At 66.2% G+C, this 22,299-nt stretch carries 20 protein-coding genes; 9 read left to right on the top strand and 11 right to left on the bottom strand.

Annotated elements, in window-relative coordinates:
• Position 1: 1 nt before the first annotated feature.
• The gene (gene metE, locus NX780_RS03490; RefSeq protein WP_258826468.1) at positions 2-2,278 is read right to left on the bottom strand and encodes a 5-methyltetrahydropteroyltriglutamate--homocysteine S-methyltransferase; all 2,277 of its coding nucleotides are present in this window, start codon (positions 2,276-2,278) and stop codon (positions 2-4) included.
• Positions 2,279-2,375: 97 nt separating this feature from the next.
• Between metE and NX780_RS03485 the strand changes: the two genes are divergently transcribed.
• Together NX780_RS03485 and NX780_RS03480 are read left to right on the top strand one after the other, a co-directional pair.
• On the top strand, positions 2,376-3,269 hold the full coding sequence (locus NX780_RS03485; RefSeq protein ID WP_258826467.1) for a LysR family transcriptional regulator: 894 nt from the start codon (positions 2,376-2,378) through the stop codon (positions 3,267-3,269).
• Between the two features lie 35 nt (positions 3,270-3,304).
• Positions 3,305-4,867 (top strand): MutS-related protein, encoded by a 1,563-nt coding sequence (locus tag NX780_RS03480; RefSeq protein WP_258826466.1) that lies wholly within the window; start codon positions 3,305-3,307, stop codon positions 4,865-4,867.
• On the opposite strand, the gene NX780_RS03475 is transcribed toward NX780_RS03480, so the two are convergent.
• Both NX780_RS03475 and wrbA read right to left on the bottom strand, forming a co-directional pair.
• The gene (locus NX780_RS03475; RefSeq protein ID WP_258826465.1) at positions 4,861-6,063 is read right to left on the bottom strand and encodes an MFS transporter; all 1,203 of its coding nucleotides are present in this window, start codon (positions 6,061-6,063) and stop codon (positions 4,861-4,863) included. The genes NX780_RS03480 and NX780_RS03475 overlap by 7 nt on opposite strands.
• Positions 6,060-6,686 (bottom strand): NAD(P)H:quinone oxidoreductase, encoded by a 627-nt coding sequence (gene wrbA, locus NX780_RS03470; protein ID WP_258826464.1) that lies wholly within the window; start codon positions 6,684-6,686, stop codon positions 6,060-6,062. Before wrbA ends, NX780_RS03475 begins: the two co-directional genes overlap by 4 nt.
• A 101-nt stretch (positions 6,687-6,787) precedes the next feature.
• Between wrbA and NX780_RS03465 the strand changes: the two genes are divergently transcribed.
• The gene (locus tag NX780_RS03465; RefSeq protein ID WP_258826463.1) at positions 6,788-7,708 is read left to right on the top strand and encodes a LysR family transcriptional regulator; all 921 of its coding nucleotides are present in this window, start codon (positions 6,788-6,790) and stop codon (positions 7,706-7,708) included.
• Here NX780_RS03465 and NX780_RS03460 read toward each other — a convergent pair.
• Positions 7,705-9,432, bottom strand: coding sequence for a phosphoethanolamine transferase (locus NX780_RS03460; RefSeq protein ID WP_258826462.1), 1,728 nt, complete (start codon positions 9,430-9,432; stop codon positions 7,705-7,707). The two genes, NX780_RS03465 and NX780_RS03460, sit on opposite strands and share 4 nt — an antisense overlap.
• 383 nt (positions 9,433-9,815) lie before the next feature.
• Here NX780_RS03460 and rpsL point away from each other — a divergent pair, with 383 nt between their 5' ends.
• The 5 genes from rpsL to rpsJ all read left to right on the top strand — a co-directional run bounded on the left by rpsL (position 9,816) and on the right by rpsJ (position 14,813).
• A complete protein-coding gene (gene rpsL, locus NX780_RS03455) occupies positions 9,816-10,202 on the top strand; it encodes a 30S ribosomal protein S12 (RefSeq protein WP_027867278.1) in 387 nt (128 codons plus the stop codon).
• Between the two features lie 132 nt (positions 10,203-10,334).
• A complete protein-coding gene (gene rpsG, locus NX780_RS03450) occupies positions 10,335-10,805 on the top strand; it encodes a 30S ribosomal protein S7 (protein ID WP_231058255.1) in 471 nt (156 codons plus the stop codon).
• Positions 10,806-10,922: 117 nt separating this feature from the next.
• Positions 10,923-13,028, top strand: a complete 2,106-nt coding sequence (gene fusA / locus NX780_RS03445; protein WP_258826461.1) for an elongation factor G — start codon at positions 10,923-10,925, stop codon at positions 13,026-13,028.
• A gap of 87 nt (positions 13,029-13,115) precedes the next feature.
• Positions 13,116-14,306, top strand: coding sequence for an elongation factor Tu (gene tuf, locus NX780_RS03440; protein ID WP_036209002.1), 1,191 nt, complete (start codon positions 13,116-13,118; stop codon positions 14,304-14,306).
• A gap of 189 nt (positions 14,307-14,495) precedes the next feature.
• Positions 14,496-14,813 (top strand): 30S ribosomal protein S10, encoded by a 318-nt coding sequence (gene rpsJ, locus NX780_RS03435; RefSeq protein WP_005663509.1) that lies wholly within the window; start codon positions 14,496-14,498, stop codon positions 14,811-14,813.
• 102 nt (positions 14,814-14,915) lie between these two features.
• On the opposite strand, the gene NX780_RS03430 is transcribed toward rpsJ, so the two are convergent.
• Positions 14,916-15,113: a hypothetical protein gene (locus NX780_RS03430; protein ID WP_258826460.1), complete on the bottom strand. Its 198-nt coding sequence runs from the start codon at positions 15,111-15,113 to the stop codon at positions 14,916-14,918.
• Positions 15,114-15,314: 201 nt separating this feature from the next.
• On the opposite strand from NX780_RS03430, the gene NX780_RS03425 reads away from it, so the two are divergent.
• Entirely contained in the window at positions 15,315-15,908 is a 594-nt protein-coding gene (locus NX780_RS03425; protein ID WP_258826459.1) for a hypothetical protein, read from the top strand.
• A gap of 222 nt (positions 15,909-16,130) precedes the next feature.
• Here NX780_RS03425 and NX780_RS03420 read toward each other — a convergent pair whose 3' ends face one another.
• The 6 genes from NX780_RS03420 to NX780_RS03395 are packed head-to-tail and all read right to left on the bottom strand — an operon-like array spanning position 16,131 to position 22,249.
• Entirely contained in the window at positions 16,131-17,342 is a 1,212-nt protein-coding gene (locus NX780_RS03420; protein WP_258826458.1) for a TerD family protein, read from the bottom strand.
• Positions 17,339-18,232, bottom strand: a complete 894-nt coding sequence (locus NX780_RS03415) for an HpcH/HpaI aldolase/citrate lyase family protein (protein WP_258826457.1) — start codon at positions 18,230-18,232, stop codon at positions 17,339-17,341. The genes NX780_RS03420 and NX780_RS03415 overlap by 4 nt, the downstream gene beginning before the upstream one ends.
• The gene (locus NX780_RS03410; RefSeq protein WP_258826456.1) at positions 18,225-19,313 is read right to left on the bottom strand and encodes a cysteine protease StiP family protein; all 1,089 of its coding nucleotides are present in this window, start codon (positions 19,311-19,313) and stop codon (positions 18,225-18,227) included. Before NX780_RS03410 ends, NX780_RS03415 begins: the two co-directional genes overlap by 8 nt.
• Entirely contained in the window at positions 19,310-20,071 is a 762-nt protein-coding gene (locus NX780_RS03405; protein ID WP_258826455.1) for an HAD family hydrolase, read from the bottom strand. The genes NX780_RS03410 and NX780_RS03405 overlap by 4 nt, the downstream gene beginning before the upstream one ends.
• Positions 20,049-21,233 carry a phosphoribosyltransferase domain-containing protein gene (locus tag NX780_RS03400; RefSeq protein ID WP_258826454.1) on the bottom strand — a complete coding sequence of 395 codons (1,185 nt, stop codon included), beginning with the start codon at positions 21,231-21,233 and terminating at the stop codon, positions 20,049-20,051. Before NX780_RS03400 ends, NX780_RS03405 begins: the two co-directional genes overlap by 23 nt.
• Positions 21,230-22,249 carry an ATP-grasp domain-containing protein gene (locus NX780_RS03395; protein ID WP_258826453.1) on the bottom strand — a complete coding sequence of 340 codons (1,020 nt, stop codon included), beginning with the start codon at positions 22,247-22,249 and terminating at the stop codon, positions 21,230-21,232. The genes NX780_RS03400 and NX780_RS03395 overlap by 4 nt, the downstream gene beginning before the upstream one ends.
• Positions 22,250-22,299: the final 50 nt, after the last annotated feature.

Below are 22,299 nucleotides of genomic sequence, written 5' to 3'. Positions count from 1 at the left end.
CTCAAGCCGCCTCGCGCAGGGTGCGCGCCGCCGCCACCATGTTCTCCAGCGCCGGCAGCACCTCTTCCCAGCGGCGCGTCTTGAGGCCGCAGTCCGGATTCACCCACAGCTGCGCGGGTGGAATGCGCGCCGCCGCCTTGCGCATCAGCGCCAGGATCTGCTCGCGGCTCGGCGTGTTGGGCGAGTGGATGTCGTAGACGCCGGGGCCGATGCCGTTCGGGTAGCGGAAGCCGTCGAAGGCGTCCAGCAGCTCCAGGCCCGAGCGCGAGGTCTCGATGGTGATCACGTCGGCATCCATGGCGGCGATGGCCTCGATGATGTCGTTGAACTCCGAGTAGCACATATGGGTGTGGATCTGCGTCGCGTCGTGCACGCCGTTCGCGGCGATGCGGAAGGACTCGACCGCCCAGCCGAGATACTCGTCCCATCGTTCGCGCCGCAGCGGCAAGCCTTCGCGCAGCGCGGCCTCGTCGATCTGGATGATGCGCACGCCGGCGCGTTCCAGGTCCTGCACCTCGTCGCGGATCGCGAGGGCCAGCTGGCGGCAGGTGGCGGCGCGCGGCTGGTCGTCGCGGACAAAGGACCAGTTCAGCATCGTGACCGGGCCGGTGAGCATGCCTTTCATGGGCTTGTCGGTCAGCGACTGGGCGTAGCGGATCCATTCGACGGTCATCGGGCGCGGGCGGCGCACGTCGCCGTAGAGGATGGGCGGCTTGACGCAACGCGAACCGTAGGATTGCACCCAGCCGTTGGCGCTGAAGGCATAGCCCTCGAGCTGCTCGCCGAAGTATTCGACCATGTCGTTGCGCTCGGCCTCGCCGTGCACGAGGACGTCCAGGCCCAGCGCTTCCTGCTCACGCACGCAGCGCCGGATCTCGGCCTGCATGGCGGCGCGGTAGCCGGCGGCGTCGAGTTCGCCGCGCTTGTGGCGCTGGCGCGCCTGGCGGATGTCAAGCGTCTGGGGGAAGGAGCCGATCGTGGTGGTGGGATAGCTGGGCAGGTTCAGGACCGCCGCCTGTTCCGTCAGGCGCTGGGCGTGCGGGCTGCTGCGCTGTCCCATCTCCGGCGTGATGGCGGCCACGGCGCGCGCCACCTCCGGCTGGTGCACGCGTTTCGACGCGCGGCGGCGGTCGACGGCGGCGGCATTGGCCAGCAGCGCTTCCTGCACCTTGACGCGGCCATGGTCGAGGGCGCTGGCCAGCAGGCGCAGTTCTTCGAGCTTCTGCACTGCGAAGGCGAGCCAGGAACGGATCTCCGGGGCCAGGTCGGTCTCGAGCTCCAGGTCGACGGGGACGTGCAGCAGCGAGCACGATGGCGCGATCCACAGGCGTTCCTGCAACTGCCGCTGCACCGGCTCCAGCCAGGCCAGCGTCGCGTGCAGGTCGGTCTTCCAGATGTTGCGGCCGTCGACGACGCCGAGCGACAGGATCTGCTGCGGCGCCAGCAGCGCGATGGCGCTTGCGACTTCGTGCCCGGCATTGATGGCGTCCAGGTGCAGGCCGGCGACCGGCAGGCCGCAGGCCAGCGGCAGGTTTTCGCCGAGGGGACCGAAATAGGTGGCCAGCAGCAGCTTCGGGCCGTGGCCCTGCAGGGCGGCATAGGCGTCCTGGCAGGCCTGGCGCCAGCGCGCATCGAGGCTTGTCGCGAGGGCAGGTTCGTCGACCTGCACCCACTCGACGCCTTCGCTGGCAAGCCAGTCGAGCAGCCCGGCATATACCTTCAGGAGGGCGGGCAGCAGCGCCAGGCGCTCGCTGCCGTCCTTCGACTTGCCGAGCCAGAGGTAGGTGAGGGGGCCGAGGATGACCGGCTTGGCGCGTACGCCTAGATCCTGAGCCTCGCGCAGCTGCGCCTGCAGGCGGCTGGTGTCGAGGGCGAAGGTGGTGGCGGCGTCGAACTCGGGGACGATGTAGTGGTAGTTGGTGTCGAACCACTTGGTCATCTCGCCGGCGTGCACGCAGCCGCAATCGGCGTCGCCTGGCGCACGGCCGCGCGCGACGCGGAAGTACTGGTCGAGGGGGCTGCCGCCATGGCTGTGGGCCCTGGCCGGGACGTGCCCCAGGGTGAAGCTCATATCGAGCACCTGGTCGTAGAGGGAGAAGTCGCCTACGGGGGCGAAATCGAGCGCGGATTGCGCGGCCCAGTGTCGGGCGCGCAGGCCGGCAGCTTGTGCTTCCAGTTCGCCGGCGGTGGCGGCGCCTTGCCAGTAGCGCTCCAGGGCGAATTTCAGTTCGCGCCAGGCGCCGATGCGGGGAAAGCCGAGGTTGTGCGTGGTGGTCATGGTAGTGGTCCTGTTGATGTCGAAGCCATGATAGGACGGACAACCCATGAATAAAATTGATATGATTTCATGTATCCATCGATTCTATTCATACATCATGATCGAGCGTATCCACCTCCTGATCCTGCGCGAAGTCGCGCAACGCGGCTCGCTGACGGCCGCCGCCGAGGCGCTGCACCTGACCCAGTCCGCGCTGAGCCACGCGATCCGCAAGCTGGAAGGGCAGCTCGGCGTCGACGTCTGGATCCGCGACGGCCGCAGCCTGCGCCCGACCCCGGCCGGCCTCTATTTGCTGGCTTTGGGCGGGCGCCTGCTGCCCCAGCTCGAGCACGCCGAGCGCCTGATGGCGCAGTATGCGCAAGGGCAGCGCGGCACCCTGCGCATCGGGATGGAGTGCGCGCCCTGCTACCAGTGGCTGCTGAAGGTCGTCGCGCCTTATCTCGCGGCCTGGCCGGACGTCGACGTGGACGTCAAGCAGCGCTTCCAGTTCGGCGGCATCAAGGCGCTGGAGGAGTGGGAGATCGACGTGCTGGTGACGCCCGACCCGGTGCACAAGGCGGGCCTGGCCTGGGCGCCGGTGTTCGACTACGAGCAGGTGCTGGTGGTCGCGCAGAGCCATCCGCTCGCCGGGCGGGACTATGTCGAGCCCTGTGAGCTGGTGGACGAAGTCCTGATCACCTATCCGGTCGATATCGACCGCCTCGACATCTACAACGCCTTCTTCCTGCCGGCCGGCTGCGCGCCGCGCCAGCGCAAGACCATCGAGACCACCGACATCCTGCTGCAGATGGTCGCCAGCGGACGCGGCGTGGCGGCGCTGCCGCGCTGGCTGGTCGAGGAGTACGCTTTGAGGATGCCGGTCGTGCCGGTGCGCCTCGGCCAGAACGGTATCCCGAAGAGCATCTTCCTCGGCAGGCGCGCGGACGACGCCGCGGTCGAGTACCAGGACGCCTTCATCCGTATGGCGGCCGGCGTCGGTGACAATGCTTGAGATTTGCGGGCCGGATGCGCTGCTAGGATCGCGGCATGATTCGATCTTTATTGTCCGACCTGTTTCGCCCCCTTGCAGATTTCTTCAAGCCCGAGGCGCAGCGCGAGCCTCCCAACACCTTCTTCACACCGGAGGAAATCGGCCGCCTGCACCGCGTCACGCTGGACAGCCGCACCGCGCTCGATGGCCAGACCTGGCAGGACCTGCTGCTCGAACCCTATGAAGAAACGCTGACGCAGCAGACCAGCATCTTCGGCCGCCAGCTCCTGCACCGCCGCCTGCGCGCAGGCCTGGACGACGATGAATGCGCCGCCCTCGCCGGACGCCTGCGCGGCCTGCTGGACGATACGCCCCGTGCCGACGCGGTGATAAGCGCCCTGCGTCCGCTGCGCCATGCCGAGACCGAAGTCGCCGGCCTGCTGTTCGAAGGCGATGCGCCGTGCGTGCCAGGCTGGGCGCGCTTCACCTGGCTGCTGCCGCTGTTCCTGCTCCTGTCGCTGGGCGTGCTCCTCACGCAGCCGCTGGGCTGGATGGCGACCCTGGCCGCCATGGCGCCCCTGATGGCGCTGCAGATCGTGTACCACCGCCGCGTCGAAGCCTGGAACCAGGTCCTGAACAGCGTGCAGGCCCTGCTGGCGGCCAGCGGCAGGCTGGCGGCGCTCGGCGGACCGCTCCTCGAACCCTTCGTCGCGACGCGTGCACAGAACGCGCGGCTGCACGAACGCCTCGCGCGGCCGCTGCTGTTTCGCACCTTCCCGGCCGCCGAGTCCTATGTCAACTGGTTCGCCGCCTACAATGTGCGGCGCTACTGGCGGACGATGGGGGCGCTGCACGCGGCGCGCGACTTCCTGCGCGCGCGCTACCTGGAGGCCGCGACGCTGGAAGCCGACGTCACCCTGGCGCGCCACCTGCGCGGCCTGGATCACTGGTGCTGGGCCGGGCGCGGCGCGCCGCGCAGCCTGGCGCTGGAGGAGGGCGTGCATCCGCTGATGGACAGGCCGGCCGCCCTGTCGGTGGCGCTGGACGGACGCGGCGCCTTCATCTCGGGCCAGAACGCCTCGGGCAAGAGCACCTTCCTGCGCATGGTGGGCCTGAACCTGGTGGTCGCGCGCGCCTTCGGCTTCTGCTACGCCAGGCGGGCGGTCCTGCCGGCAGTACCGGTGCGCGCCAGCATGCAGAACGAGGATTCGCTGCTGGGCGGCGAGAGCCTGTATATGTCCGAATTGCGCCGTGCGCGTGAGCTGCTGGACGCCGAAGCGGCGGGCGTGTGCCTGATCGACGAAGTCTTCCGCGGCACCAACCACCTGGAGTCGGTCTCGGCGGCGAGCGCGGTGCTGGAAAGCCTGGCGGCACGCGACCTGGTGCTGGTGTCCTCGCACAACCTGGTGCTGGCGCGCATCCTGGCCGGCAAGCTCGAACCCTTCCGCATCGATACGAGCAGCGGCGCGCCGGCCTTGAAACCGGGCGTGCTGCGCGAGCCGAACGGCATCGCGCTGCTGGCCACCCAGGGCTTCGGCCCGGAAATCGAGGGCCGGGCGGCGGAGGTGGCGCGCTGGCTGCATGGCCACCTCGCCGAGCCTGTACCGGAATATCATTGAGCGGCGCGCGCGCCGCCCGCACGCAGGGCCGAGGCGGCGCCGGCCGCCGCCAGGGCCGATGCCAGGACGATCCAGGCGGCCGCCTGCCAGCCGTGGGCCTGGATGGCGCCGCCCACGAATATGGGCCCGAGCACCTGGCCCAAGGCGCTCCCCTGCATGAGCAGTCCCAGCACGACAGGCGCCAGGCCGGCCTCGCGCGCCAGCAGGGGCGCCGACGAGATCAGGGTGGCCGGGACCAGGCCGCCGACGGCCGAGAACAGGATGCACAGCAGGAGCGTGGGCAGTGCGCCGAACCATTGCAGGTAGATGCCGGGCGCGGCCAGTCCCATGGCCAGGCAGGCTGCGGCCAGCAGGACGAAGCGCTGCGCACCGCGCGCCAGGAGCCGGCCGGCCGCCAGGTTGCCGATGATGTTGGCGGCGGCGGCCAGGGCTGCCAGCAGGCCGGCCGCCTGCCCGTCGACGCCCATGCGCTCGACCAGCAGGACCGGCAGGAAGCCGAACAGCGCAAAGAACATCAGGCTGTACAGGGCAAAACAGAGCGCCAGCAGCACTGCCCGCCGGTTCCCCAGCACGGAAAGGGCGTCGCCGCCGATGCTGCGCATGGGAAGCGATGCGCGCGCCGGCGCCGGCGGCAGCAGGGCGGCCGCGGCCAGCACCGCCGCCGCGAGCCCGGCGCTGGCCCACCACAGATTGCGCCAGTCGCCGTATTGCGGGCCCACGCCCATGGCCAGGGCCAGCCCGGCCGGCATGAAGCAGCTCCACAGGCCGAAGGCGAATTCGCGCCGTGCCGGCAGCACGGCCCGCTCGAGGATGGCGGGACCGGCGACCGTGATGAAGAGAAAACCGAGGCCTTCCAGGATGCGCGCGCCGAGCAGCACCGCATAGTCGGGCGCGAGCGCGCCAAGCACCGCGCCCAGCAGCGCGGCCGCCAGGCCGGCCAGCAGGACCGGGCGGTCGCCGACGCGCGCGACGAGTGCGCCGGCGGGGATGCCGCCGAGGATGCCGAGCAGCGCGAAGATGCCGGTCAACCATCCCGCGGCCGACAGGTCCAGGCCCATGTCCGCCAGCAGCCAGGGCGTTGCGATCGCCGCCTTGCCGGCCTGGAAGGCCGTGACGATGCCGGCCGCGACCACCAGGGCCACGGCCCCCCATCCGGCGCCGGAATGGGCATCCGTGCGCGCCGTATCCGCCCTCATGCCGTGTCCCGATGGCGCGCCGCCGCCAGGGCGCGCGCGATGCCGGCCACGTGGCGGCCCTGGAAGCGCGCGCCTTCGAGCTCGTTGGCGCTCGGCTGGCGGTCGCCTCCTTCGCCGTCGTCCGCCAGGGTCGAGGCGCCATAGGGCGAGCAGCCCGTGATCTCGTCCATCCGGTTCTGGCCCTTGAAGGTATAGGGCAGGCCGACGATGACCATGCCGAGGTGCAGCATCACGGTATGGACCGACAGGATGGTGCTTTCCTGGCCGCCGTGCTGGCTGCCGGTCGATGTGAACACGCTGCCGACCCTGCCGACCAGGGCATCCCTGGCCCACAGGCCGCCGCACTGGTCGAGGAAATTCTTCATCTGCGCGGCCATATTGCCGAAGCGGGTGGGCGTGCCGATCACGATCGCGTCATAGTCGGCCAGCTCGGCCACCGTCGCGACCGGCGCCTCCTGCGCGCGCTTGTAGCCCGCCTTCTGCGCGACCTGGTCAGGGACCAGTTCCGGCACCCGCTTGACGTGGGCGCTGGCGCCGGCTTCGCGCGCGCCCGCGGCGAGCGCATGGGCCATGGTTTCGATATGGCCGTACGAGGAGTAATACAGAACCAATAGCTTCGTCATCGCTGCTCCTTTCCTTGCTTGCTTGTGAGGGCAAGGCTAAGGCAGACGTTTGTTCTGCGGAAGTGATATAAAGTCGATAGGTTTGATCGATTGGATAGATCATGTTGGATGTCCTGACCCTCGACCAGCTGCGTACCTTCGTGACGGTAGCCGACAGCGGAAGCTTCCGCGCCGGCGCCGCGCGCCTGCTGCGCGTGCAGTCCGCCATCAGCCATGCGATCGCCAACCTGGAGGGCGAACTCGGCGTCAGCCTGTTCGACCGCTCCGGACACCGGCCGGTGCTGACGCCCGAGGGCCAGGCGCTGCTCGAGAACGCGCGCGACATCCTGCTCAGGGTGGACGCCATGCGGGCCCGTGCGCGCGGCATGGGCGAGGGTGTCGAACTCGCGCTGTCGCTCACCGTCGATACCCTGTTCCCCATCGCCCATGTGGGCGCGGCCCTGGCCGAGGTGCGCGCCGCCTTTCCGACGGTCGGCATCGGGCTGGCCATCGAAGCACTGGGTGGGCCGCTGCGCGCCCTGCTGGAGGAGCGCAGCACGCTGGCGATCCTGGTCGGCGAAGACTTCCGCGACCCGCGCATCGCGCTGGAGGGCATCCGCACCGTCGAACAGCTGGCCGTGGTCGCGCCGCACCATCCGCTGGCCGCGCGCGCGCAGGAAGCCATTGGCCTGCCGGAGCTCGCCGACCATCTGCAAATCGTGCTGGCCGATCCGACGCCGCTGTCGGAAGGACGCAGTTTCGGCGTGCTCTCGCCCCAGACCTGCCGGGTGAATACCCAGGACGCCAAGCACGCCCTGATCGTCGCCGGCCTGGGATGGGGAAGGCTGCCGGCCTGGCTGGTCGAGCAGGACCTGCTTGCCGGGCGCCTGGTGCGCATCAAGGCGCAGGGACTCGGCCGCGCCGGTGGACTGCGTTCGGAGGCCTATATCGCCCACCGGCTCGACGCGCCGCTCGGACCGGCGGGCCGGGCGCTGCGCGCGGCCCTGCTGCGCCAGGCATCCGGCGGGGAAGGGGCGGCCTAGCGGCGCGGCAGGGGCTTGCCCTTCGCGATCACCTCGCGGCAATCGCCCTTCATGGTCGCATCGTCATAATCCGTCCAGCCCCAGCTGTCGACGTAGCGCTTGTGGCGCTTGAGGGCCGGGTTCACGAAGCTCCACTCGAGCCGCTCGCCGGGATAGCGGATGTCGGCCATGTCCAGCACGGTGTGGAACATGTTCTCGGTCGAGAGCCTGGCCTTGCGGTGCTTGCGCAGCTGCTCCACCTTGGCCGGAAAGCGTTCGCGGTAGGCGTCCGAATACCAGACGAAGGCCGGCACGTGGAACTCGTACTGCGTGTTATGGCCGTGGAAGGCGATCCTGCACGACTTGTCGTACAAGGTCTGGCCATGGTCGGCCACATATAACAGCGAGGACGGCAGGCTGCTCTCCTTCAAGAGCCCGATCGCGTTCGACAGGAACCAGTCCGTGTACAAAATGGCGCTGTCGTAGCTGTTGTTCATCTGCGGCTCGATCCGGGTGTCGGTGTAATCCGGTTTCGCGATCGACTGCAGCGAAGGCAGCCAGCGGTCGAACTCCTTCGGATAGCGGTGGCCGTAGTTCCAGTGGCTTCCTAATGTATGCAGCACCACCAGCACCTTCTGCGCCGGGTCGGCGATCGCGCGCCGCAGGGGTTCGAGCAGCACGCTGTCGTGGTTGGAGGCGTCCGAGAAACCGCCCAGGTTCAGGAACTGGACGTCGTCCGCCTCCTTGGCGAACACCGAGACCGGCGTGTCGAACTTGCCGAAGGAGACCTGGTTCGAGATCCAGAAGGTCTTGAAGCCCGCTTCCTTGAAGGCCGACAGGAAGGATTTTTCGGAGAAGCCGTCTTTCAGGCTTTGCATCGCGGGCTTGCGCGAGATGATGACCGGCACCGACAGGCGGGTGGCCGACACCGGCGTGATCACGTCCTTCAGCATGACCAGGTTTTCTTCCTTCGCCAGCAGGGGATTGGTCTCGCGCGCATAGCCGTTCAGGCTCCAGCGGTCGTAGCGCGAGGATTCGCCGATGACCACCACCACAAGCTGCGGTCCGTGCTCCGGCCCCGCCTGGCTCGCGCCGAAGCGGAAGGCGGCGCTGCGCCGGTTCAGTTCCGTGAGATACACGCGCTCTTTATAGAAGTCGATGCCGCGCGCGGTGAGGCCGAAGGGCCAGGAGCGTGCGAACACACTGGTCTCGACCGGCAGCCTGGCCCAGGCCGGTACGGAGCGAGTGAAGCGCTGGGCGCCCAGCACCGCCAGCGCCAGCGCCAGCACGGCCAGCACGATCCAGCGCGAGCGGTCGTTCCAGTCCAGCGCCCGGGTGCGCCAGGCCACCGCCCAGGTCGACCCGAACCACAGCAGCACGCCGATGAGGACGACGCCCAGCAGCCAGGCTTTCGCACCCAGGAATTCCAGCGCCTCGCTGGGGCTGGTCTCGGCGATGACGCCCAGGTGGTGGGTCGAGATGCCCTGCCCGTAATAGGTAAGAAGGTAGAGTTCTGTTGGCAGGGCGAGGAAGGCCGGCAGCAGGGCCCAGTGGAAGCAGGCCGGACGCTTGAACACGGCCCAGACGGCGATCCAGGCGAACACGCCGGCGCCCAGCAGCTGCCACGGGTCGCCGCCCGGCACGCCCATCAGCGGCGCGGCCAGCGGCATGCAGGAGAGCAGGACATAGCTCAGCAGCAGGTACAGATTGGCGGGGCGCAGCAGGGGATGCGGCAGTCGGGACATGGAGCGATGAAAGCGGGAAATCGGCTATTATCCCGTCTTTATCGCCGGAAATGCGAAGTTTTGCAGAGCTTGCCAAGGCTTCCTGCCCCACGGTTTGTAGCAAGCTTGCCACATCCACCACGGTAAACCGCCGGTTTACCGCCGCCGACCCCGAATAAGGGCTTGACGAGGCGGCAAAGCGGTTGACCCTCGCCCTTATCGGGTCTATACTCGCGAGTTCTCGATTTATTCTGCACATGGTATACGCACTTGCAGCCGCTCCTTCGGTGAGTGGCTTTCGTCGCCTCTGCTGTGACCAGATGCCGGGACTAGGTTTCAGTCCCCGGGCCAGCGCAACATCGGCCCGGGTCATCAACGTAGTAATTTTGTTGGATTTTTGAACGATGCCAACCATCAATCAACTGATTCGCAAGCCGCGTGAAGCCGCGGTTGTGAAGAGCAAGTCGCCGGCACTGGAAAACTGCCCGCAAAAGCGCGGTGTCTGCACCCGTGTCTACACCACGACCCCGAAGAAGCCGAACTCGGCACTGCGTAAGGTCGCTAAAGTTCGCCTGACCAACGGTTTCGAAGTCATTTCGTACATCGGCGGTGAAGGCCACAACCTGCAAGAGCACAGCGTCGTCCTGATCCGCGGCGGCCGTGTGAAAGACTTGCCGGGTGTGCGTTACCACATGGTCCGCGGCGCGCTGGATACCCAGGGCGTGAAAGACCGTAAGCAGGCTCGCTCGAAGTACGGTGCGAAGCGCGCCAAAGCTGGCGCCAAGAAGTAATCCTGCCCTGTCACAGACAGGTCACATTAAAAAGTTAAGTTGAGCCGGCCGGAAGGCCGAGTAAGTGAAAGATCATGAGGGTCTTTCGCGAGTGCGGATCCCGCACTCAACTGAAGATAGGAAGGAATTGAAATGCCACGTCGTCGTGAAGTACCTAAGCGCGAAATCCTGCCGGATCCGAAATTCGGCAACACCGATGTCGCCAAGTTCGTCAACGTTCTGATGCTGTCCGGTAAAAAATCGGTCGCTGAAAACATCATCTACGGTGCGTTCGAATACATCCAGTCCAAATCGGGCAAAGACCCGCTGGAAGTGTTCACGACCGCGATCAACAACGCTAAGCCGCTGGTGGAAGTCAAGTCCCGCCGTGTCGGCGGCGCCAACTACCAGGTGCCAGTGGAAGTTCGTCCGGTTCGTCGTATGGCGCTGTCCATGCGTTGGTTGCGCGAAGCCGCAAACAAGCGCAGCGAAAAATCCATGCCGCAACGCCTGGGTGGTGAACTGATGGAAGCCGCAGAAATGCGCGGCGGCGCGATGAAGCGTCGTGACGAAGTCCACCGCATGGCAGAAGCGAACAAGGCGTTCTCGCACTTCCGCTTCTAAGCACATGGCCAAACCCCTCCGGGTGGTGCGGCCTGCAGTATCCGTTGTTCAGGCCGGGCGCGTTTTGATCCTCAAAATGTTGCCCGGTTTTGTCCATTCAAAGATTTAGGAAAAATTATGGCACGCACTACCCCCATTGAGCGCTACCGCAATATCGGTATTTCCGCTCACATCGACGCCGGTAAAACGACGACCACCGAGCGCATCCTGTTCTACACGGGTGTGAACCACAAGCTGGGCGAAGTGCACGACGGCGCCGCCACCATGGACTGGATGGAGCAAGAGCAAGAGCGCGGCATCACCATTACCTCGGCAGCGACGACCTGCTTCTGGAAAGGTATGGCCAGCAACTTCGAGCCGCACCGCTTCAACATCATCGACACCCCGGGCCACGTCGACTTCACCATCGAGGTGGAGCGTTCGATGCGCGTGCTGGACGGCGCCTGCATGGTTTACTGCGCAGTCGGCGGCGTGCAGCCGCAGTCGGAAACCGTGTGGCGTCAGGCTAACAAGTACAAGGTTCCGCGTCTGGCCTTCGTCAACAAGATGGACCGTACCGGTGCAAACTTCTTCAAGGTGTACGAGCAGATGCGCGCCCGCCTGAAGGCCAACCCGATCCCGCTGCAAGTGCCTATCGGCGCCGAAGACAACTTCAAGGGCGTGGTCGACCTGGTCAAGATGAAGGCCATCCTGTGGGATGACGCATCGCAGGGCATGAAGTTCGAATACGTCGACGTGCCGGCCGAACTGCTCGACACCTGCAACGAGTGGCGCGAGAAGCTGGTCGAAACCGCCGCTGAAGCGTCGGAAGAGCTGATGAACAAGTACCTCGAAGAGGGCGAACTGTCGGAAGCCGAGATCAAGAAGGCGCTGCGCCAACGTACCATCGCCGGCGAAATCGTCCCGATGATGTGCGGCACCGCATTCAAGAACAAGGGCGTGCAGGCAATGCTGGACGCGGTCATCGAATACCTGCCGTCGCCAGTGGACATCCCGCCGGTCGCAGGTACCGACGAAGACGAGCAGCCGACCTCGCGTAAGGCCGACGACAGCGAGAAGTTCGCTGCGCTGGCATTCAAGATCATGACCGACCCGTTCGTCGGCCAGCTGATCTTCTTCCGCGTGTACTCGGGCGTCATCAACTCGGGCGATACCGTCTACAACCCGATCAAGGGCAAGAAGGAACGCCTGGGTCGTATTCTGCAGATGCACGCCAACCAGCGCGAAGAAATCAAGGAAGTCCGCGCGGGCGACATCGCCGCTGCAGTCGGCCTGAAGGAAGCAACCACCGGCGAGACCCTGTGCGATCCGTCGGCACCGATCATCCTCGAAAAGATGGTGTTCCCGGAGCCGGTCATCCAGCAGGCAGTCGAGCCGAAGACCAAGGCTGACCAGGAAAAGATGGGCCTGGCACTGAACCGTCTGGCTCAGGAAGACCCGTCGTTCCGCGTGCGTACCGACGAAGAATCGGGCCAGACCATCATCGGTGGTATGGGCGAGCTGCACCTGGAAATTATCGTTGACCGCATGAAGCGTGAGTTCAACGTGGAAGCGACCGTCGGCAAGCCGCAGGTTGCATACCGCGAAACCATCCGCAAGGCAGTCACCGACGTCGAAGGCAAGTTCGTCAAGCAGTCGGGTGGTCGCGGCCAGTACGGTCACGCTGTCCTGTCGATCGAGCCGCAAGAGCCGGGCAAGGGCTTCGAATTCATCGACGCCATCAAGGGCGGCGTGGTTCCTCGCGAATACATCCCGGCAGTCGAGAAGGGTGTGCGCGAAACCCTGACCAGCGGCGTGCTGGCTGGCTACCCGGTCGTTGACGTCAAAGTCACCCTGACCTTCGGTTCGTACCACGACGTCGACTCGAACGAAAACGCGTTCCGCATGGCGGGCTCGATGGCGTTCAAGGAAGGCTGCCGTAAAGCGAATCCGGTCATCCTCGAGCCGATGATGGCCGTGGAAGTGGAAACGCCGGAAGACTACGCCGGTACCGTGATGGGCGACCTGTCGTCCCGCCGCGGTATGGTGCAGGGCATGGACGAAATCCCGGGCGGCGGCGGCAAGATCATCAAGGCTGAAGTCCCGCTGTCGGAAATGTTCGGTTACTCGACCTCGCTGCGTTCGGCGACCCAGGGCCGTGCGACCTACACGATGGAGTTCAAGCACTATTCGGAAGCTCCGAAGCACGTGATCGACGCTATCGTCACCGCGAAAGCCAAGTAATACAACAACCGGAGGCGGGATTCATGTGGATCCCGTCTCCAAGCAAGCTAAAAACAAATAAACGTTTCTTTTAAAGGAAGATAGGAAATGGCAAAGGAAAAATTCGAACGGACCAAGCCGCACGTCAACGTCGGCACCATCGGTCACGTTGACCACGGCAAAACCACCCTGACGGCTGCAATCGCAACCGTTCTGTCGAAGAAGTTCGGCGGCGAAGCCAAGGCCTACGACCAGATCGACGCGGCTCCGGAGGAAAAAGCACGCGGCATCACCATCAACACCGCGCACGTCGAGTACGAAACCGCAAACCGTCACTACGCCCACGTTGACTGCCCAGGCCACGCCGACTACATCAAGAACATGATTACCGGTGCTGCGCAGATGGACGGCGCGATCCTGGTGTGCTCGGCCGCTGACGGCCCGATGCCGCAGACCCGCGAGCACATCCTGCTGGCGCGTCAGGTTGGCGTTCCGTACATCATCGTGTTCCTGAACAAGTGCGACCTGGTCGACGACGCAGAACTGCTGGAACTGGTCGAAATGGAAGTGCGCGAACTGCTGTCGAAGTACGAGTTCCCGGGCGACGACCTGCCGATCATCAAGGGTTCGGCACGTATGGCGCTGGAAGGCCAGGCTGGTCCGCTGGGCGAAGACGCGATCATGCAACTGGCTGACGCGCTGGATTCGTACATCCCGACCCCGGAACGTGCCGTTGACGGCGCCTTCCTGATGCCGGTGGAAGACGTGTTCTCGATCTCGGGCCGCGGTACCGTGGTGACCGGTCGTGTCGAGCGCGGCATCATCAAGGTCGGCGAAGAAATCGAAATCGTCGGTATCGTCGACACCGTCAAGACCACCTGCACCGGCGTGGAAATGTTCCGCAAGCTGCTGGACCAGGGTCAAGCTGGCGACAACGTCGGCCTGCTGCTGCGCGGTACCAAGCGCGAAGACGTCCAGCGTGGCCAGGTCCTGGCCAAGCCGGGCTCGATCAAGCCGCACACCGACTTCACCGGCGAAGTGTACGTCCTGTCGAAAGACGAAGGCGGCCGTCACACCCCGTTCTTCAACAACTACCGTCCGCAGTTCTACTTCCGTACGACTGACGTGACCGGTTCGATCGTGCTGCCGGCTGACAAAGAAATGGTCATGCCAGGCGACAACGTGTCGATCACCGTCAAGCTGATCGCTCCGATCGCGATGGAAGAAGGTCTGCGCTTCGCAATCCGCGAAGGCGGCCGTACCGTCGGCGCCGGCGTCGTGGCAAAGATCATCGCCTAATTTCGGTTAGCGAGATCGGAAGGGCGCTCCAGGGGGCGTCTCTTCCAACCAACGATGGGGACAGACTTTTTGGTCTGTCCCCATCTTTATGAGAGGGAACGGTGATATACTCCCGCCTCTTGAGCAGTACCGAAGCACCTTTCACACATTGCCGGCTACGTGCCGGAACGTTCTTTTAAAGGAAATAGCATGTCCGCTCCGAACCAGAAAATCCGCATCCGCCTGAAAGCGTTTGACTACAAGCTGATCGACCAGTCCGCTCTGGAAATCGTCGACACCGCCAAGCGCACCGGCGCGGTTGTCAAGGGCCCGGTCCCGCTGCCGACCCGCATCCAGCGTTTCGACGTCCTGCGTTCGCCGCACGTCAACAAGACCTCGCGCGACCAGTTCGAAATCCGCACCCACCAGCGCCTGATGGACATCGTTGATCCGACCGACAAGACCGTTGACGCACTGATGAAGCTGGACCTGCCGGCTGGCGTCGACGTCGAAATCAAGCTGCAGTAATACCGTATCACCGCTGGCGGTTCATCCGCCGCGGAGCAAGGGCCGGGAAGTCTGAAAGGACTCCCGGCCCTTGTCATTTGTAGCGCCTGGCGCGGGGGCGATTCAATTCATGAGGTGGTAGAGCACAGGCCCGAGCTGGCCGCCGAGCGCGACGCCGCCGCCGATCAGCAGCACGACCAGGGCATAGCGTCCGAGCCAGCCGATCACGGAGTGGTCGCGGGAGAGATTCGTGAAATGCGAGCGGACGTCGGCCGCGCTCAGGCGCGTGGCATCGTCCGGCAGGTGATCGAAGTTCGACATGGGGCCTCCGTGCAAAAGCCTATTGTCGAGCGCGCCGCAGCCGGGCATTTGTGCTGCCTCAACAGCCGGCAGGGCCAGAAGCGAACTCAAGCTTACGCCTCACTTAAACCGCCAGCGCCGGCCGGCAGCTTATGCAGGCCACATTGTTCGTGCCGGGTCGCCATGGTGTAATCGACGGGACCACAAGTACCCAGTCAGCGGATGCCCCAGTTTCACACGACGCAACGCCTTGCAACCGGCCTCTTCATCGGCCTGCTTCACCTCGTCCTCGTTGCCGCACTGCTTCACCATGCGAACAGTTCCAGGCCTGAGGACAGTGGCCCGGTCGAGTACATGAGCGTTATCCTGGTACCGAAGACGGCCACTGCGCCCGTACAGGCACCCGCGGCCCCGCCGCGACCCGTGCGCCGCAGCCGCCCTTCCGCCGACATTGCCGAAACGCGGCCAATACTGAAAGCCATTCCCGCACCCGAAGCGGCCGAAGCGCAGGCGGTGGCCCCGGAAGCGCAGGCGCCAGCGCCCTTGGCATCGCCTTCGCCTTCGCCGAAACTCGACATGGCCGCCCTGCGCGCCGATGCAGGCCGCCTCAGCAAGGATTATGTCGCGGAACCTTTCGAACAGGTGCGGGCCGCAGAGAGCCGGCTGGAAGCGGAGAAGAACAATCTGGGCCGCGCCATCGAAAAGGCGAAGCGGCCGCCCTGCACAAAGAAGTACAGCGGCGGCACCTCAATGAACCTGATTCTGCTGATTCCGCTGGCTATCGACACCATCACCGACAAGGGATGCAAGTGGTAGCGCAAATGTGCGCTGCCAAACTCGGTGTCACAAACTCGGTGTCAGGTCTGTCACAAACTCGGTGTCAGGTCTGACATTTGGACACGAGCACAGCCATAAATCCATGTCACACTCGAACAGCAAGAGCAGCTGGCAAGGCCATGGCATGGACTGTTGAGACCGTGTCCGAATGTCAGACCTGACACCAGGGTTCGCAGTTAAATGTGAAAGCTGAAGGATCGCTCAGGCTTTCGACCCGGTCTTCCAGCGCAGCCCGAAACCGAAATGCCGGTCCATCAGCTCGTGGGCGCTGGTGCCGCCCATCTGCTGGAAGTACTCGGCCAGCTTCGTGACCTGCAGGCTGCCGCCGCGGTTCTCGATGAGGGCGATCGCGCACATCATCTGGTTGCCGCCGCCATCCAGGCGCACCTCGATCGGCGCCTGTTCGGGCGCGGCGATCGTCACGACGCCGTCGGTCGCGGACCAGTTGGGCACGCCCTCGTAGATGAAGGAAAAGATCAGGGCGCGGCGGATCTGGTCGAAGCGCTCGCCGTTGATGTAGAGGTTCTCGCCGCCGGCCACCGCGCCGGTGCGGTCGTCGGCGTCGAGGCGGATGAATGGTTCGCGCTCGAAGTCGCCCCAGGCGTTGCCGAGGGCCTGGACCAGGCCGCGCCGGCCGTCGGCCAGTTCGTACATGCAGCCGAGGTCGAGGTCGATGCCGCCGCGTCCCTTGCGCATGCCCGCGCCGCCCACCAGCTTGTCGAAGAAGCCGGTCTTGGCCGGCTGCGGCGCCGCGGTGGCGGACTGGTTCCAGTTGAGGTTCACGTGGATGCGGCCGAAGCCGCGGCCGGCGCGCTTGTCGAGCGAGACCTTGTCGCCGCGCTTTTCGAGGGTGACTTTCGACAGCGAGACCTTGGGCGCGGCGGGCGCCGGAGCGGGAGCAGGGGCGGCTTCGGTGCCGCCGAAATGCGCCAGCAGCGCCGACAGTCCGCCATTGAAACCCTGGCCGACCGCGCCGAAGCGCCAGGTCCCGTCGCGCCGGTACAGCTCCGCCACGATCACCGCCTTCTCGTCGCCGAAGTCCGCGCCCGACCACGGGAAGTTCACCGCGCCGCCGATTCTCAGGCTACTGCTGCCAAGCGCACGCATGGTCTGCGCGCCGTCGATGGCGGCCACGAAGACCAGCTTGGCGATCGAGGCCGGCAGGGCGTCGAGGTTCACCGTGAAGCGGGACAGGGAGCCGCCCAGCTCCAGCCGCACCGCGCCCTCGGGGCTGGCCAGCTGGTTGTAGAACACCATATAGCGGTCGTCCGACAGCCTGTCCTGCGCATCCAGGCCGAAGCAGGACACGTCGACCGACATGCCGGACGCCGCCACGTCCAGCTCGACGGTGAAGGCGTGGCCGCAGCCCAGGTCCGCCAGCTTGCCCTTCTGGCCGCGTGCAAAGGTGGTCATGACGGTTCTCCTTCCATCGAACGGGCGCCGAAACGGTGCGACTGCTCTACCAGGCGCTCGGCCCAGGCGCGGTGGGTGGCGACTTCGCACATGGCGTCGTCCATGCGGAACACGGCGGGGCTGGCCTCATCCAGGATGGCGCGCGCCACCGCCAGGTCTTGCGGGCGCACCTTGTAGTGCTGCTCGATCGGCGCGATCTGCGTCGGGTGGATGGCGGTCTTGCCGACCATGCCGTAGGCGAGGTCTTCGAGCACTTCCTGGTCCAGCAGTTCCGGCAGGTCGAGGTATTCGAACACCGGCGCCGTCAAGCTGAAGCCGTAGGGCCGGAAGGTCGTCACCAGGCGCGCGATCACGGGGCCGAGCGGGGTGCGGTAGATCGTCATGCCGCGCGGACGGCGCAGGCCGAGCAGGGCGAGCAGGTCGTTGCCGCCAATGCGCAGGGCCAGGATGCGGTGGCGCACGCCCGGCGCCTCGAACACGGTGCGGAGCATCTGCATCTCGCTGTCGTTGAACACCTCGGCCGTCTCCAGTGTCGGCATCAGGACGTGATCGGTATCGCGCACCAGGCGGAAATAGGTCTCGAAGTTGTGGCGCGTGACCTTGGGCAGCACGAAGCCGGTGAGCTTCTCGCTGCCTGCCATGGCCAGCACGCGCGCCATGACGTCGGGATTGCGCACGCGGACGAAACGCTCGGCCGGAATATCCGCGCGCATGTTCGCCAGCACCACCGACAGGTTGAACAGCGACCAGCTCAGCTCCCGGTCGGCGATCGCATCTTCCAGGCAGAAGATGAGCGAGCGCGCCTGCGGCAGCTTTTCGCCGTTCGCGATGCTCGCCAGGTTCTTGTGATTGGCCGGCACGTACAGCGACGCGCCCATGGATTTAGCCATCCGATGCACTCCTGATCAGGGATACTGCGTGGTAGGGGAGGTCCGCATCGATCTCGACCGGGACCTGTTTTTCTTCGGCCAGCACCTCGAGGTGGGCCACATCCGGCGCGCCGCGCGCACGCAGCACCAGCAGGCGCGGCACGCGGCGCAGCAGCACCCGAGTCGCTTCACCGATGCCGGGTTTAATCATGTTGACGTCCCGGATGCCGTAGCGTGCCATGGCGCCGTCCAGGTAGGCGCGCGAACGCTGCGCAGCCGCCGGCGCGTCCAGCGCGCTTGGGGCCGGAATGGCCTGCCCGGCCTGCGCGATGGCCAGCGCCGCCACTTCGTCCGCGAAGCGCTGCGATTGGTCATGCGGCGCGAACTCGCCGTAATACACGCAGCCATGGAAATCCTGCGGGCCGATGCGTTCGTCCAGCACCGTGCGGCTCACCAGTCCCGATACCGTCGCGTTCAGGATGCTGGACGGGATCAGGTAATCGTCCCCGGAAGCGGCGCAGGCGCTGGCTCCCGAGAGATCGGACAGCACGTAGAGGCCGTTGTCGATCTTGCTCTTTTCGCTCGCATTGAAGGCGGACACCGACAGCGCGAGCTCGCGCGCGATCACGCCCTTGCCGGTCCAGCCGTCCACGAAGACGATCGATTCCGGCGCATGGCCATTCGCGAGGATGTGGCGCAGCGCCGCCCAGTCGATGCCGCGGTCGCGCACGATCGAGACGCAGTAATGCGTCGCCTTGCGCCCGAACACCTCGCGCAGCAGGCGCGTCACCACCACGCCCACCGGCGTGCCGGCGCGCGCCAGCGACACCACGGTGATGTCGCCTTCGCGGCGGGCGTCGACCAGGCTGGCCAGGCGCAGGCAATCAAGCGCCATGCGCTCATTGTTGGCGCGGCAGGCGTCCTCGAACACCGCCATGTAGCGTGGCGAGGGCGGCGATTCCTGCGACAGCATCTGGCTGTAGTGGCGCTGGCCCGACTGGATCAGGCGTTCCTTTTCAGCGACGCTGGTGAAGCTCTGCGCCTCCAGCCGCGTCAGCAGGAAAGTCACGTCCTCGCTGCGGTAGCTGCCCGAGAAGCTCACAGCGCCTCCACGGTCAGGCGCGCCAATTGGGTGGCGCGCGGGACGATGGCATAGTCGCAGGCGGCCATGAAGCGCGCATCCGAACGGCTGTCGCCCATGCCGAAGGTGACGATGTCGCCGTGCTCGGCGCGCAGCAGCTCGGTGACGCGGGCCACGGCATTGGCCTTGTCGAGCGCCTTCGGCAGGATGGCCAGGTTGTTGCCGTTGCGGTGGACGCAGTAGTCCCCGTGGCCGTCGGCGATCCAGGGCAGCACCGCTTCCTGCTCGACCGTCGCCAGGCGTTCGTGGCGCTTGTCCGGGTCTTTCACGACCAGGAAGAAGGGCGTGGCGAAGTCCTCGATCATGCGCGCGCGCCCGCCGAAACCCGTGCGCGCCGCATAGGCGTCGATGTGGCGCGCCAGCTCCTGCAGGCCGGGCAGGGCGGTGTGCATGGCCGCGCGGGTCTGCTCGAGCCAGGGCTTGTCCGCATGCCCGTCGGGCCGCAGCACCACGCCGCCGTAGTTGATGATGGCGTAGCTGTCGAAAGGCAGGTGCACGCGCTTCAATCCGTCGTGGTCGCGCGCGGTGGTCGGGATCACCGTCATCCCGTCCTGCACGAAGCTGAGGAAGGCGCGCTGGGCGCGCGTGGTGTACGAGCAGATGCTGCCGTCCCTGTAATAGGCGGCCGGCTCGAGCATGTCGGCGCCGTTCAGCGGCCCGCACTTCTCGAAAGTCTGGAACAGCGTATCGTCCAGGTCAGCGAACAGGAACTTCTTCAACTTTGGCCTCGGACTGGAAGTGGAACAAGCGCGCGTGCAGGAGCTCCGCCAGTTCGCGCAGGGCGGCGTTTGGCGCGGTCTCGTGGCAGACCAGCACGTGATCGTACTGGCCGGGCGCGATGTTGTAGATGAAGTTGGCGACGCCTTCGCCGTAGTTGTCGGGGAAGCGCAGGGCGTGGCTGACCGCACCCCATGTGAGGATGGGCGAACGCGTGGTCGATTGGATCTTCACATCCACGCCGCGCCGCGCCAAAGCCGCACCCAGCAGGGTCGCCGCATGCATGAATTCGCCGGTGCCCAGCACCGCAACGGTGGCCCCGGGCGCGAATTCGCCGGCCAGGCGCTCGGCCAGCTGTTCGGGCGCGTCCAGGGCGCGGCGCAGGCCGAGGCGCCCGAAGCGGGTGCTGGCGCCGCGGTCGGCATCCGGATCGAAACGCTGGGCCGCCTCAATCGGCGCCACGTAGTCGCCGGGCTGGAAGCGGTATTCGCCATCGACCAGCGCCCCCATGGTGACCGGCAGGCCGAAGCGGGCGGACAGGCCGTCGGTGGCGTCGCGGCCCATGAAGTTGGTGATCGTCGCCAGGTGCACGCGCGCGATGCCTGGGTTCAGGCGGCGGCAGGCATTGGTCAGGTTCAGGAAGGTGTTGCCGGTGCTGGCTTCGTCGTCCACCAGCACCAGGGTGCCGGCGTTCAGGAGGAGGGCACGCAAGGCCGGGTCTTCCGGCATGTGCAGGAACTGGCGCGGCGCGTGGCTGTGCGCTTCCTCGAACTCGATCAGGTCCCCGCTGCCCACGCGGTAGCGCGTGGTGTGCACGAACAGGGCCTCGCAGCCCGGATGCGCGCGCAGCCAGGCTTCGAACACGCCCTGGCCCAGTCCGATCGCGGTTTCGGCCATGGCGATGAAGACGATCGGGCCTTCCACCTCCGGCACGGTCGCGGCGAGCCGGTCGTGCACCTGCAGCATGGTCGAGGGCCTGACCGGCCAATGCTTGCCCAGCACCTTGCTCAGGAAGAGGAAACCGCGCTTGGCATTGGCGCGCGCGGCGAAACCGAGCAGGTCGTCCGCCTCCATGGCGCCCCTGTCGAGGGTCAGCTCGAGCGTGCCGGTCGGCAGCGCCACGCTGCGTCGCGCCAGCTCAAGCGGGTTGGAGCGGCTGTTCATGGCAGCTCCTGGGGCTGCGGCATCTCGATCACGCGCATGCCGCCGCGCACCTCCGGCACCCTGACGGTGTCGAAGCCGTCCGCAAAACCCTTCAGCGCGATCCAGGGCAGGTTCGGTCCGGCCGCGCAGGCCATGCCGATGCCGCCCGACATGCGCGGGTTGATCTCCAGAAGACGCGGCTTGCCCGCCGCCTCGCGGAACTGCACGTTGAAGATGCCGGAGAGGCCATAGTCGCCGGCGAGCTTCGCGGTCGCCTCGATGATTTCGGGCCGCATGTCGATCAGCTGGCCGCTGCCGGCTCCCGGCAGCTTGCGGCGCGCCACCGCCGCCACCAGGCGGCCGCGGTCGCCGACGCAGTCGACGCTGTATTCGTGGCCGTCCAGGTATTCCATCAGGAGCATGGTGCGGAACTCGCCCAGCTCCGCCAGCCCGCGGCGCAGGTCCTGGTAGCCGATGTGGTATTCGACGCCTGCGAGGAGCAGGGCGGCGCTGCTGCGCTCTTCGTCGACGATGGCGAAGCCGATGCCGTAGATGCCGCGCGAAGGCTTGATGCACAGCTTCGCATGGCGCGGGCGCAGTTCATCCCAGGCGGCGTCGAATTCGGCCAGGTTCTCGAAGCGGCGGAACTCGGCCACCGGCGCCAGCGGCAAATCCGTTTCGGCGTAGAAGCCGGCCTTGTCGTGGATGAGCTGCAGCCTGGACGGCGTGGCCGCGCTCAGCACCCGCGTACCGATCGCCTCGAAGCGCGCGTGGTGGTTCGACAGCGTGGTGGCCTCGCGGCCCGGCACGAAGATGTCGATGCGCTGCAGGCGGCAGAACTCCAGGCACCAGTCGACGTAGGCCTCCGGCGCCAGCCCGGTCGGTTCGCCGTGGAACTCGTGGGCGATCCGCGCCGCCGGGGTATGGCGGTTGGCATTGCTGTGGATGAGGGTGAAACGCCCGTGCTCATCGGCTTCGCGGATCAGCTTGAGGGCGGTGTAGACGGACGAGAACGTCCTGTTGAACCAGACGCGCATGGAGTCTTTCGAGACAGATGGACTTCGCGCCCGGATGGGCGCGCAGAAAG

The organism is Massilia agri, from assembly GCF_024753255.1.
Classification (GTDB): domain Bacteria; phylum Pseudomonadota; class Gammaproteobacteria; order Burkholderiales; family Burkholderiaceae_D; genus Telluria; species Telluria agri.
The sequence above is the reverse complement of the archived record's forward strand: the minus strand, read 5'-3'. Positions and strand labels throughout refer to the sequence as shown.

Bases quoted from the DNA above. Each gene is read 5' to 3' on its own strand.
- fusA (WP_258826461.1), top strand. From the start codon at position 10,923: ATGGCACGCACTACCCCCATTGAGCGCTACCGCAATATCGGTATTTCC.
- rpsJ (WP_005663509.1), top strand. From the start codon at position 14,496: ATGTCCGCTCCGAACCAGAAAATCCGCATCCGCCTGAAAGCGTTTGAC.
- rpsG (WP_231058255.1), top strand. From the start codon at position 10,335: ATGCCACGTCGTCGTGAAGTACCTAAGCGCGAAATCCTGCCGGATCCG.
- tuf (WP_036209002.1), top strand. From the start codon at position 13,116: ATGGCAAAGGAAAAATTCGAACGGACCAAGCCGCACGTCAACGTCGGC.
- NX780_RS03485 (WP_258826467.1), top strand. From the start codon at position 2,376: ATGATCGAGCGTATCCACCTCCTGATCCTGCGCGAAGTCGCGCAACGC.
- NX780_RS03395 (WP_258826453.1), bottom strand. From the start codon at position 22,249: ATGCGCGTCTGGTTCAACAGGACGTTCTCGTCCGTCTACACCGCCCTC.
- NX780_RS03420 (WP_258826458.1), bottom strand. From the start codon at position 17,342: ATGACCACCTTTGCACGCGGCCAGAAGGGCAAGCTGGCGGACCTGGGC.
- NX780_RS03425 (WP_258826459.1), top strand. From the start codon at position 15,315: ATGCCCCAGTTTCACACGACGCAACGCCTTGCAACCGGCCTCTTCATC.
- NX780_RS03430 (WP_258826460.1), bottom strand. From the start codon at position 15,113: ATGTCGAACTTCGATCACCTGCCGGACGATGCCACGCGCCTGAGCGCG.
- wrbA (WP_258826464.1), bottom strand. From the start codon at position 6,686: ATGACGAAGCTATTGGTTCTGTATTACTCCTCGTACGGCCATATCGAA.
- rpsL (WP_027867278.1), top strand. From the start codon at position 9,816: ATGCCAACCATCAATCAACTGATTCGCAAGCCGCGTGAAGCCGCGGTT.
- NX780_RS03475 (WP_258826465.1), bottom strand. From the start codon at position 6,063: ATGAGGGCGGATACGGCGCGCACGGATGCCCATTCCGGCGCCGGATGG.
- NX780_RS03465 (WP_258826463.1), top strand. From the start codon at position 6,788: ATGTTGGATGTCCTGACCCTCGACCAGCTGCGTACCTTCGTGACGGTA.
- NX780_RS03480 (WP_258826466.1), top strand. From the start codon at position 3,305: ATGATTCGATCTTTATTGTCCGACCTGTTTCGCCCCCTTGCAGATTTC.
- metE (WP_258826468.1), bottom strand. From the start codon at position 2,278: ATGACCACCACGCACAACCTCGGCTTTCCCCGCATCGGCGCCTGGCGC.
- NX780_RS03460 (WP_258826462.1), bottom strand. From the start codon at position 9,432: ATGTCCCGACTGCCGCATCCCCTGCTGCGCCCCGCCAATCTGTACCTG.
- NX780_RS03415 (WP_258826457.1), bottom strand. From the start codon at position 18,232: ATGGCTAAATCCATGGGCGCGTCGCTGTACGTGCCGGCCAATCACAAG.
- NX780_RS03400 (WP_258826454.1), bottom strand. From the start codon at position 21,233: ATGAACAGCCGCTCCAACCCGCTTGAGCTGGCGCGACGCAGCGTGGCG.